An 11,948-nucleotide genomic window follows, 5' to 3' on the forward strand; every position below is an offset into this window, starting at 1 on the left:
ACGTAGGAATTTCTCCTGCGTTTTTCTTTTGCAAAATAGTCGATACCTCAAAATACCATTCTCCTAATAATCACGATTAATCATAACCCTTCAAAACGGAATAAAAGATTTTCTCACAAACTTATTTTCTACTGAATTTTTGACAATCTCTTGAACTGTGCGAAATGTCACATCTGTATTTTACAACCTCTCTTATAGTAAGGGTATGTAAGAGAGACGTATTAAAGGAGTGAACAGTATGAAGAAGAAACCTTCAGCACTAATGAGACGTTTAAAATATTTTTCACCAATAGATCGTTATAACGATAATCATACTCAAGAAACATATGAAGATCGTGAATGGGAGAATGTGTACAGAAAGCGTTGGCAGCATGATAAAGTAATTCGTTCTACACATGGTGTGAACTGTACTGGTTCATGTAGCTGGAATATATATGTGAAAGATGGAATCGTAACTTGGGAAGGACAGGAGCTTAACTATCCAACTACAGGTCCAGATATGCCTGATTTTGAACCACGAGGATGTCCGCGTGGAGCGAGTTTTTCTTGGTATATTTATAGTCCACTTCGTGTGAAATATCCGTATGTACGTGGTGTTCTTTGGAGTATGTGGCAAGAGGAATTACAAAATAACAAGTCACCACTAGATGCTTGGAAAAGCATTGTGGAAAACCCTGAAAAAGCACGCAAGTATAAGCAGGCACGTGGTAAAGGGGGATTCATTCGTGCGAATTGGGATGAAGTGTTACAACTTGTTTCTGCTTCATTACTCTACACAGTAATGAAATACGGTCCAGACCGAAATGTTGGTTTTTCACCAATTCCAGCTATGTCGATGTTAAGTCATGCTGCTGGTAGTCGTTTTATGCAACTTATGGGCGGGCCAATGCTTAGTTTCTATGATTGGTACGCAGATTTACCACCAGCTTCTCCTCAAATTTGGGGCGATCAAACAGATGTACCAGAAAGTAGTGACTGGTATAACTCTGGTTACATTATGACATGGGGTTCAAATGTACCGATGACGAGAACACCAGATGCTCACTTTTTAGCAGAGGTTCGATATAAAGGAACGAAAGTCGTTTCTGTCAGTCCTGACTTCGCTGAATCTACAAAGTTTGCCGATGATTGGATTAGTGTAAAACAAGGTACAGATGGTGCACTTGCGATGGCAATGGGGCATGTGATCTTACAAGAGTTTTACGTAGATAATCAAGTGGAATATTTCACAAAGTATGCGAAGCAATATACTGATTTTCCTTTCTTTGTCACATTGAAACAAAAAGGAGATCAATTCGTTGCTGATCGTTTCTTAAACGCTTCTGATATTGGACGCGAAACGAAGTTAGGAGAATGGAAGCCTGTTCTTTGGAACGAGAATACGAATGATTTTGCAACACCTCAAGGCACAATGGGCTCACGTTGGGATAACGAAAAGAAATGGAACTTGCGTTTAGAAGATGAAGAAACAGGTGAAAAGATTGACCCACGTCTTTCTTTACTTGGAATGGAAGAATCGATTGGAACTGTACAAATTCCGTACTTCTCTGATGATGGAAACAAAGTATTAGAACGTACAATTCCAGTGAAAAAGGTTATGACAGAAGAAGGCGAAGTGTTCGTTACAACTGTATACGACTTAACGTTAGCAAATTACGGCGTGAACCGAGGGCTTGGCGGACAAGAGCCGAAAGACTTCAATGATGATGTACCGTTTACACCTGCATGGCAAGAGAAAATGACAGGAGTGAAACGAGAACTAATTATTCAAATCGCTCGTGAGTTCGCACAAAATGCCGTTGATACAAATGGTCGCTCGATGATTATTGTTGGAGCTGGTATTAACCATTGGTTTAATTCTGATACGATTTATCGCGCAGTTTTAAATCTTGTTCTTCTAGTTGGAGCACAAGGAGTAAACGGCGGGGGATGGGCGCATTATGTTGGGCAAGAAAAATTACGACCAGCAGAAGGATGGCAAACAATCGCGATGGCAAAAGATTGGCAAGGGCCACCGAAATTACAAAATGGTACATCTTTCTTCTATTTCGTAACAGATCAATGGCGCTATGAAGATACACCGGTTGGACATCTAGCATCACCAGTAGAAGGCAACTCTCGTTATCAACATCACGGTGATTACAACGTATTAGCGGCACGACTTGGCTGGCTACCTTCGTATCCGACATTCGAGAAAAATGGGATTGAATTATATAAAGAAGCTGTTGCTGCTGGTGCAACAACGCAAGAAGAAATCGGAAAATATGTTGCACAAAGATTAAAAGAAAAAGAACTAAAATTTGCGATTGAAGATCCAGATAACAAAAACAACTTCCCGCGCAACTTATTCGTATGGCGTGCGAACTTAATTTCAAGTTCTGGTAAAGGACACGAATATTTCTTAAAACATTTATTAGGTACAACAAACGGGTTAATGAATGACGATAGTGATTCATTACGACCAGAAGAAATTAAATGGCATGAAGAAGCACCAGAAGGGAAGTTAGATTTACTCATTAACTTAGATTTCCGTATGGCTGGAACAGCGCTTTATTCTGATATCGTCTTACCTGCTTCAACTTGGTACGAAAAACATGATTTAAGTAGTACAGATATGCATCCATTTGTGCATCCATTTAATCCAGCAATCGGTTCACCGTGGGAAGCGCGCTCTGACTGGGATATTTTCACTTCACTTTCTAAAGCTGTGTCAGATTTAGCGAAGAAAATTGATCTTGAACCAATGAAAGAAGTTGTTGCAACGCCACTTCTTCACGATACACCGCAAGAATTAGCGCAACCACTTGGCAAGATTAAAGATTGGAGCAAAGGTGAGTGTGAGCCAATACCAGGTAAAACAATGCCACAAATTCATGTTGTTGAAAGAGATTATAAAACAATTTATGACAAAATGACTTCGTTAGGACCAAATGCGGGAAAACAACCGATTGGTACGAAAGGGATTTCTTGGTCCGCAGAAAAAGAGTATGAGCAATTAAAGAGTCGATTAGGAGTTGTTCGAACGGATTCTATTGCAAAAGGTTGCCCAGACATAAAAGAAGCAATCAATGCTGCTGAAGCGGTATTAACACTTTCTTCTACAACAAATGGTCATATGGCTGTAAAAGCATGGGAAGCACTTGAAAAACAAACGGATTTAAAATTACGTGATTTAGCAGAAGAACGTGAAGAAGAATGCTTCACATTTGAACAAATTACAGCGCAGCCAAAAACAGTAATTACTTCTCCGGCCTTTACAGGTTCTGAAAAAGGTGGACGTCGTTACTCACCGTTTACAACAAATGTGGAACGCCTCATCCCTTGGAGAACAATCACTGGACGACAATCTTTCTACTTAGATCATGACATGATGAAAGAATTTGGTGAAACGATGGCAACGTTTAAACCGATTCTGCAACATAAACCGTTCCGTAAATCACGACCTGAAGTAGAAGGAAAAGAGATTACGTTAAATTATTTAACGCCGCATAATAAGTGGTCCATTCATAGTATGTATTTCGATTCATTACCGATGTTAACGCTGTTTAGAGGTGGTCCAACTGTTTGGATGAATAAAGAGGATGCTGAAGAAGCTGGTGTAGCAGATAATGATTGGATTGAGTGCTTTAATCGTAACGGTGTTGTTGTAGCCCGTGCTGTTGTAACGCATCGTATACCGAGAGGAATGGCGTTTATGCACCATGCACAAGATCGTCACATTAACGTACCTGGTACGAAATTAACAAGTAACCGCGGGGGAACGCATAATAGTCCAACTCGAATTCACGTAAAACCGACACATATGATTGGTGGATATGGTCAATTAAGTTATGGATTTAACTATTACGGCCCGACTGGGAACCAGCGTGACTTAAACGTTGTAATTCGCAAACTGAAGGAGGTAGATTGGCTTGAAGATTAAAGCACAAGTCGGAATGATAATGAATCTAGATAAATGCATCGGCTGCCATACTTGTAGCGTAACGTGCAAAAACACCTGGACAAATCGTCCAGGTGCTGAATATATGTACTTCAATAACGTAGAAACGAAGCCTGGAATTGGTTATCCGAAACAATGGGAAGATCAGGAGAAATATAAAGGCGGTTGGGAATTGAAAAATGGTGAAATTCAGCTGAAATCTGGTTCGAAAATGAAACGTCTTATGAACATTTTCCACAATCCAGATCAACCAACAATTGATGATTATTTTGAACCTTGGAATTATGATTATGAAACGTTAACAAATAGTCCGCAACGTAAGCATCAACCAGTTGCTCGTCCGAAATCAGCAATTACAGGCGAATTTATCGACAAAATTGAATGGGGTCCAAACTGGGAAGATGATTTAGCAGGCGGACATATAACAGGATTGCAAGATCCGAACGTAAAGAAAATGGAAGAAGAAATTAAAACAGATTTTGAAAACGTCTTTATGATGTATTTACCACGCATATGCGAACATTGTATGAATCCCTCGTGCGTATCATCTTGTCCATCTGGTGCGATGTATAAACGTGAAGAAGATGGGATTGTTCTTGTCGATCAAAATGCATGTCGCGCATGGAGATTCTGCGTATCATCTTGTCCATATAAAAAAGTGTATTTTAACTGGCAAACGAATAAAGCTGAAAAATGTACAATGTGTTTCCCACGTATTGAAGCGGGTATGCCAACGATTTGTTCGGAAACATGTGTAGGACGTATTCGGTATATTGGGGTAATGCTATATGACGCTGACAAAGTAAAAGAAGCAGCTTCTGTTGAAGACGAAAAAGATTTATATGAATCTCAGCTTACTGTTTTTCTAGATCCAAATGATCCAGAAGTGGCAGCTGAAGCGAAAAAACAAGGAATTCCTGAAGAATGGATTAAAGCGGCGCAACAATCGCCAATTTATAAAATGATTATCGATTGGAAAATTGCTCTACCTCTTCACCCAGAGTATCGTACAATGCCAATGGTTTGGTATATCCCGCCGCTTAGCCCGATTATGAATATGGTGGAGGGAAAAGGTAGTAACTGGCAAGCAGAAGAGATTTTCCCTGCTATTGATAATATGCGTATTCCAATTCAATATTTAGCGAATTTACTCACTGCGGGGGATGAATCACACATTCGTCTTACATTGAAGAAAATGGCTGTTATGCGAACGCATATGAGAGCACTTCAAATTAATAAAGAGCCAAATGAAGCTGTATTAAAAGAACTTGGTTTAACGAAACAGGATGTAGAAGATATGTATCGTCTTCTTGCTATCGCGAAATATAAAGATCGCTTCGTTATTCCGACATCTCACCGTGAACAAGTGGCAGATTTATATAGCGAACAAGGAAGCTGTGGTTTATCATTCACAGGTGGTCCAGGCTCTTGTATGACAATTTCTTAAATAAAGGGGGCAGAAAATTATGAAACAAAGTTTACAAACAGCTTTTTCTTGTTCTTCTTTTCTTCTCTCCTATCCTGAACTAGGGTGGAGAGAAGCTTTAACTGAATTGCAAGAAGAGGTTGAAACAATAGAACAAGAAGACGTTAAAGCGTCACTTACAGGCTTTATAAAGCAAGCGCTAGATAAAACGAATGATCAATTCATTGATAGTTACGTATATACATTCGATTTTGGGAAGAAAACAAATATGTATCTTACTTATATGAACACTGGTGAACAAAGAGAAAGAGGTATTGAATTACTAGAGTTAAAACAACATTATAAAAAATCAGGTTTTAGCGTAACAGATAAAGAACTACCTGACTATTTACCACTTTTACTTGAGTTTTTTGCAAATGCAAATGAGCAAGACAGTGAACCAATTATGAGTAAATACACGGAAAATATACAAGCATTACATGTTCAATTAAAAGAAGCGGGTAGTATGTATGAACCAATTCTTGCGTCTGTGCTACTCGCTATCGAAACATGGGGTGTACAGACAAATTAGAAAGGAGCGTTGTCAAAATGATGGATCAATTTCTTTGGGTATTGTTTCCCTATATCATTTTTGCGATCTTTATCGGTGGACATATTTTTAGATACAACTATGATCAATTTGGATGGACATCAAAATCTAGTGAACTATTAGAAAAGAAGATGCTCCGGGTCGGAAGTCTATTATTCCACTTTGGGATCATGTTCGTAATTGGCGGCCATGTTATGGGGATTTTAATTCCAGAAGCTGTATATCGTTCAATAGGTATTTCTGAGCATATGTATCATGTAGTAGCAATTAGTTTTGGGCTTCCGGCAGGTATTGCTTCTATTATCGGTTTAATTATATTAACGTACCGCCGTGTAACAGTAAAGCGTATCATTGCAACGAGTACAAAGGGAGATTATATTGCGCTTATTTTATTACTTATCGTAATGCTAGCAGGACTTTCTTCAACATTTTTAAATATAGATTCAAAAGGATTTGATTATCGTACAACGATTGGCCCTTGGTTCCGAAGTCTCTTTATTCTCCAACCGAAAGTTGAATATATGATGGAAGTACCAGTATGGTTTAAAATTCATATTCTTGCAGGAATGGGTTTATTCGCAGTATGGCCATTTACAAGACTTGTACATGTATTTAGTGCCCCAATTAAATATGTAAGCCGTAGTTATGTAATTTACAGAAGACGTATTCCTAATGAGTTGAAAAAATAATACTGCTGTAAACGGATAGGAGCTAATGGTTAAAACGAAACGAGGTCTAATATGGAAGGCCTCGTTTTTGTTTATATAGGGAATAACCGTTAATAAGTAGCTTAAATTGAAAAAAGATTAGCATCTAAATAAAATGCTAATCAATGCTACAAACAGAGGCAGAGCAATCTTCACAAGCAATTTCACATTTTAAAAATTGTAAATCGTGGATTGTAATCTTTCCTTTATGAATAGAAATTGTACCTTGCTTTTTTAATTCATTTAACATTCGATTTACACTTTCACGTGAAGTTGCACAGAAATTAGCAAGTTCTTGATTCGTTAATGGTAAATCGATGAGAATCCCATTTTCTTTTAATACACCGTAACTATTTGTCATTCGTATAAGAGTAGAATACAGGGCACCTTTTTTGCCGTGTAATACTAAATCTCGGAACTTCGTTTGCATTCTTCTTAAATGTTCACTAATCCATTTCATAAATTCAAATACAAGTGCGGGTTTTTGGAGCAATGCTTTTTCTAAGGTTTCACGCTTTATAACCCCTACTTCAACATCTTCAAGGCATTTTGAATTTAATAAATACTTCGCATTGTCCGTGAATAATGTTAATTCTCCAATAATGTCGTATGCCGAACAAATACGGAGTGTTAATTCTTGCCCGTCAGCACTTAATTTACTAATTTGTACTTTTCCTGAGTGGATGATATAGAGCTCTGTTGCCTCCATACCTTCTTGAAAAATAAAACTACCTTTTTTAATTTGCATTTTATATTCAACAGATGCAAGTAATTCTTTTAAATCTTGAGATAATGTCATACTGTTTGCCACAGTGATCACCTTTCTTCTTATAAGCAATACATTTCCTATTTTGAGTGTAAGTATGATGAAAATGCAAGAGCTATTTTAAAAATACATTGAAATTTCAATGACCGTAAGGGGGAAGTGATTTTCAATTTTTAGTTTGAAAAATTCAATAGACAAAGTGGATGAGATTAAAGATGTGAACAAAATTCGAACGGATTTGTGAAGAATTTTTGAATGGGGAAAGTAATGTGAGAAAAGTCACATTGAATATGTAGCTTCTTTTTTATAATGAAGGCAAATAAAAAAATGAAAGCTTACTAAGGATTACAGCAGAAAAGAAGGGATATAGATGCACGAGAACATGAAAGATTCTTTAGAACGGCCACTTCAAGATTTACGTATTTCAGTTATTGATCGTTGTAATTTTAGGTGTACATACTGTATGCCTGCTGAAGTGTTCGGACCTGATTACGCTTTTTTACAGGAAGAGCTTTTATTAACGTTTGATGAAATAGAAAGATTAGCGAGATTATTTATAAGTCTGGGAGTCAATAAAATTAGGCTTACTGGCGGTGAACCGTTATTGCGTAAAGACTTACCGATGTTAATTGCAAGACTTGCAAAGCTAGAAGGCTTAAAAGATATTGGACTCACAACAAACGGTATTCATTTAGCAAAACAAGCAAAGGCGTTAAAAGAAGCGGGATTAAAACGTGTAAATATTAGTTTAGATGCGATAGAGGATTATGTCTTCAAAAAAATTAATGGACGAAATGTAAATACAAAACCTGTACTGAAAGGAATTGAAGCAGCAAAGGCTGCTGGATTAGAAGTAAAGGTAAATATGGTCGTAAAAAAAGGAATGAATGATAGTCAAATTCTTCGTATGGCTCGTTATTTTAAAGAACAAGACATTCAGCTCCGTTTTATAGAGTTTATGGATGTGGGCAGTACAAACGACTGGAACTTTGAACAAGTTATTACGAAGGAACAATTAATAGAGAAGATTAATCGCGTATATCCAGTTGAGCCCGCTCAGCCTCGTTACTTTGGAGAAGTTGCGAAATTGTATCGATATGTAGGGAGCGATGCAGAAGTTGGGTTTATTACTTCAGTATCTGAGTCATTTTGTTCTTCTTGTACGAGAGCTCGTATCTCGGCAGACGGCAAGTTTTTCACGTGTCTATTTGGAACGAAAGGAACGGATTTGCGAACGCTTCTTCGAGGAAATATTTCTGATGCATCACTATTAAAAATTTTACAACATACATGGCGATATAGAACAGATCGATATTCAGATGAAAGAACGGCGGAAAGTACAAATCAACGTCCAAAAGTTGAAATGTCCTACATTGGCGGATAGTGAGAGGAGGATTCCCTATGCAAGAGCGATATGCAAGGCAAATATTGTTTTCTGGAATTGGTGAAATAGGACAAAGAAAAATAAGAGAAAAGCATGTGCTCCTAATTGGTGCAGGTGCATTAGGAGCTGCGAATGCAGAAACACTCGTTAGGATGGGAATTGGGAAATTGACAATCGCTGACCGTGACTACGTGGAATGGAGTAATTTACAGCGGCAACAGTTATACATAGAAGAAGATGCGCAGCAATGCAAACCGAAAGCAATTGCAGCGGCAGAACATGTAAGGAAGATTAATTCTGAAGTAAAAATTGTACCAGTTGTAACGGATGTCACAATGCAAGAAATAGAAGAGTTAACAAAAGAAGTGGATCTCATCATAGATGCGACTGACAATTTCGATACGCGCCTACTTATAAATGACATTTCACAAAAAGAAAATATACCTTGGATATATGGTGGATGCATTGGAAGTTACGGTGTAACGTATACAATTCTTCCTGGGAAAACACCATGTTTTCGCTGTCTAATGGATCATCCTATGGGCGGTGCAACATGCGATACAGCCGGAATCATTCAGCCAGCTGTACAAATGGTCGTTGCTCACCAAGTAACAGAGGCGATGAAAATATTGGTGGATGATTATGAGTCGTTAAGAGGAACGATGTTATCATTTGATATTTGGAACAATCAATATCTTTCATTAAAAGTAAATAGACAGAAAAAAAGTACATGTCCATCTTGTGGGAAATCACGAACGTATCCAAGTCTAGCATTTGAAGCGCAGATGAAAACGGAAGTGCTATGCGGACGGAATACAGTTCAAATCCGTTCAGGAATAAAGAGAGATCTTAATTTAAACGAAATTCAAAAACGATTACAAAAAAGTGTACATGTCCAAAAAACGCCTTACTTACTATCATTTCTAATTGATGAATATCGTTTCGTTTTATTTACAGACGGTAGGGCATTTATTCATGGAACAAATGATGTGAAAATAGCAAAACGATTATACGCAAAATATATAGGATGAACAGAAAGAGCGTTGCCCCTTATTAAAACGAGGTGAAAAAGAATGTTAGAAAAACGTATACCAATTCCGGTGGCAGAAGCAGTGGCACGTGTAATGAAATACGCTCATCAAGGTGAAATAGAAAAGGTTTCTCTTATAGAAAGTTACGGAAGAATTCTTGGAGAAGATGTTATTGCAGATCATGATGTCCCTCACTTTGATCGCTCTCCATACGACGGGTTTGCGATTCGAGCAGAAGATACAAAAGAAGCGAGTAGTAGTAACCCCATTCAGTTTGAAGTGATTGGCGAAATTGGAGCAGGTTTTGTTTTTCCAGAAGAAGTGAAACCATTTCAAACTGTCCGTATTATGACAGGTGCCGCAATTCCAGCCGGATGTAATGCAGTTGTTATGTTAGAGCTAACTGAAGGATTTGAAGAAAGTGAAAAGACTTATATGAAATTGAAACGCTCCTTTATTGCTGGGGATAACATTTCTTTTAAAGGTGAAGATGTAAAACAAAATACCATCCTTGTGAAAAAAGGGACTGTTATTAACCCTGAAGTAGTGGCGCTTCTTTCTACGTTTGGTTATAGTACCGTTTACGTTGTAAAACAGCCGGTTATCGGAATTGTAACGACAGGAAGCGAACTGCTTGAAGTACATGAACAATTAAAGCCAGGGAAGATTCGAAATAGTAACTCCTATATGATAGCTGCTCAAGTTGAACGAGCGGGCGGAGTTGTACAGTATTATGGACAATTCGCTGACGATTTTGAGACGTGTTATAACACTGTGAAAAAAGCGATAAAAGAAGTTGATATTTTAATTACAACTGGTGGCGTTTCGGTAGGAGACTATGACTATTTACCTGCTATTTATGAGGAATTACGAGCTAATGTGCTTTTCAACAAAATAGCGATGCGACCAGGAAGTGTGACAACTGTAGCTGAGCTAGAAGGAAAACTATTATTTGGTCTATCTGGTAATCCTTCAGCTTGTTATGTCGGTTGTGAATTATATGTTCGGCCAGTCATTGGAACATATTTGCATAGAAAAGATTCGCACGTATATCGTACAGAGGCAATATTACAGAAAGACTTTCTGAAAGCAAACCCATTTACTCGTTTTGTACGAGGGAAAGTGGAAATTGTAGATGGAACATTGCAAGCTACACCAGTTGGTTTAGACAAATCTAGTGCAATTTCTTCACTTGCAGGGGCGAATGCATGTATCGTCCTGCCGGGAGGAACGAGAGGATTTAAAGCAGGAATAACTGTCTCGGTACTGTTATTAGAATCAAGCGCCGGAAGTGAGTGGCCGTGGGAAGAACCACTTCGATCATACAAATAATAGAAAAATAGATTGCTAACTTATACAAAGATAAGAGGTGCAAGATGGCACATACGTATTATGAAGTAATTGATACACCTATTTCAATTGAAGAAGTTACAAACAAAGTAATTCGTCGTGAATGTGGCGCAGTTGCGACTTTCATTGGTACTGTTAGAGAATTTACGAAAGGCCGTCGTACGCTATATTTAGAGTATGTAGCATATAAGTCAATGGCGGAGAAACAGCTTAAGAGAATTGGCACCGAAGTAGGAGAGATGTGGCCTGGGACAAATGTCGCCATTACACATCGCATTGGTACATTACAAATTTCTGATCTTGCTGTTGTCGTCGCTGTTTCTACACCACACCGGAAAGCTGCCTATGAGGCGAACGAATATATTATGGAGCGTATAAAACAAATTGTTCCAATATGGAAGAAAGAGTTTTGGAAAGATGGTGAGTCATGGATAGGTGATCAGTTAGAGAAGGTAGCGTATGCAAATGGTGAGCCTGGAAAGGAGATGAGAATATGATTGAAGTACTATTATTTGCACATTTACAAGAAGAAGTAAGTAAGTCAGCATTACACATAGGTTGTGAAAATATTACGGTTGCTGAACTAAAGGAAGTCCTTATTACGAAATACAACGTAGCAATTTCAAGTGAGATAATGGTCGCTATAAATGAAGAGTATGCAAATGAGGATGATATCATTCAAACTGGCGATGTCATAGCAATGATTCCGCCAGTAAGTGGTGGTTGATTCTTTTCAGCCTAATCATGTTAGGACG

General features: G+C 38.0%; 10 protein-coding genes. 9 read left to right on the forward strand and 1 reads right to left on the reverse strand.

The annotated features are described in order from the left end of the window. Positions 1-238 precede the first annotated feature (238 nt). Genes ACLBXA_RS25795 through narI form a run of 4 tightly spaced genes read left to right on the forward strand, consistent with a single transcriptional unit; the run spans position 239 to position 6,644 of the window. On the forward strand, positions 239-3,922 hold the full coding sequence (locus ACLBXA_RS25795; protein WP_000729100.1) for a nitrate reductase subunit alpha: 3,684 nt from the start codon (positions 239-241) through the stop codon (positions 3,920-3,922). Beyond that, positions 3,912-5,387: a nitrate reductase subunit beta gene (gene narH / locus ACLBXA_RS25800; RefSeq protein ID WP_000692656.1), complete on the forward strand. Its 1,476-nt coding sequence runs from the start codon at positions 3,912-3,914 to the stop codon at positions 5,385-5,387. The genes ACLBXA_RS25795 and narH overlap by 11 nt, the downstream gene beginning before the upstream one ends. A gap of 19 nt (positions 5,388-5,406) precedes the next feature. Then, positions 5,407-5,937, forward strand: coding sequence for a nitrate reductase molybdenum cofactor assembly chaperone (gene narJ, locus ACLBXA_RS25805; RefSeq protein WP_000814226.1), 531 nt, complete (start codon positions 5,407-5,409; stop codon positions 5,935-5,937). Positions 5,938-5,954: 17 nt separating this feature from the next. Further along, the gene (gene narI, locus ACLBXA_RS25810; protein ID WP_000969224.1) at positions 5,955-6,644 is read left to right on the forward strand and encodes a respiratory nitrate reductase subunit gamma; all 690 of its coding nucleotides are present in this window, start codon (positions 5,955-5,957) and stop codon (positions 6,642-6,644) included. Positions 6,645-6,780: 136 nt separating this feature from the next. On the opposite strand, the gene ACLBXA_RS25815 is transcribed toward narI, so the two are convergent. After that, entirely contained in the window at positions 6,781-7,473 is a 693-nt protein-coding gene (locus tag ACLBXA_RS25815; protein ID WP_000013863.1) for a Crp/Fnr family transcriptional regulator, read from the reverse strand. Between the two features lie 325 nt (positions 7,474-7,798). Between ACLBXA_RS25815 and moaA the strand changes: the two genes are divergently transcribed. The 5 genes from moaA to moaD are packed head-to-tail and all read left to right on the forward strand — an operon-like array spanning position 7,799 to position 11,920. Then, positions 7,799-8,812, forward strand: a complete 1,014-nt coding sequence (gene moaA / locus ACLBXA_RS25820) for a GTP 3',8-cyclase MoaA (protein WP_000545009.1) — start codon at positions 7,799-7,801, stop codon at positions 8,810-8,812. Positions 8,813-8,829: 17 nt separating this feature from the next. Beyond that, positions 8,830-9,843, forward strand: a complete 1,014-nt coding sequence (locus ACLBXA_RS25825; RefSeq protein ID WP_001158062.1) for a molybdopterin-synthase adenylyltransferase MoeB — start codon at positions 8,830-8,832, stop codon at positions 9,841-9,843. A 42-nt stretch (positions 9,844-9,885) separates the two neighbouring features. Continuing rightward, entirely contained in the window at positions 9,886-11,175 is a 1,290-nt protein-coding gene (locus ACLBXA_RS25830; RefSeq protein WP_098832542.1) for a molybdopterin molybdotransferase MoeA, read from the forward strand. A 44-nt stretch (positions 11,176-11,219) separates the two neighbouring features. Then, positions 11,220-11,690, forward strand: a complete 471-nt coding sequence (locus ACLBXA_RS25835) for a molybdenum cofactor biosynthesis protein MoaE (protein ID WP_000951544.1) — start codon at positions 11,220-11,222, stop codon at positions 11,688-11,690. Further along, positions 11,687-11,920: a molybdopterin converting factor subunit 1 gene (moaD, locus tag ACLBXA_RS25840; protein WP_000573687.1), complete on the forward strand. Its 234-nt coding sequence runs from the start codon at positions 11,687-11,689 to the stop codon at positions 11,918-11,920. Before ACLBXA_RS25835 ends, moaD begins: the two co-directional genes overlap by 4 nt. Positions 11,921-11,948 lie beyond the last annotated feature (28 nt).

The sequence above is a fragment of the Bacillus sp. D48C genome, from assembly GCF_053345735.1.

Bases quoted from the DNA above. Each gene is read 5' to 3' on its own strand.
- ACLBXA_RS25825 (WP_001158062.1), top strand. From the start codon at position 8,830: ATGCAAGAGCGATATGCAAGGCAAATATTGTTTTCTGGAATTGGTGAA.
- moaD (WP_000573687.1), top strand. From the start codon at position 11,687: ATGATTGAAGTACTATTATTTGCACATTTACAAGAAGAAGTAAGTAAG.
- ACLBXA_RS25830 (WP_098832542.1), top strand. From the start codon at position 9,886: ATGTTAGAAAAACGTATACCAATTCCGGTGGCAGAAGCAGTGGCACGT.
- ACLBXA_RS25795 (WP_000729100.1), top strand. From the start codon at position 239: ATGAAGAAGAAACCTTCAGCACTAATGAGACGTTTAAAATATTTTTCA.
- narJ (WP_000814226.1), top strand. From the start codon at position 5,407: ATGAAACAAAGTTTACAAACAGCTTTTTCTTGTTCTTCTTTTCTTCTC.
- ACLBXA_RS25835 (WP_000951544.1), top strand. From the start codon at position 11,220: ATGGCACATACGTATTATGAAGTAATTGATACACCTATTTCAATTGAA.
- moaA (WP_000545009.1), top strand. From the start codon at position 7,799: ATGCACGAGAACATGAAAGATTCTTTAGAACGGCCACTTCAAGATTTA.
- narI (WP_000969224.1), top strand. From the start codon at position 5,955: ATGATGGATCAATTTCTTTGGGTATTGTTTCCCTATATCATTTTTGCG.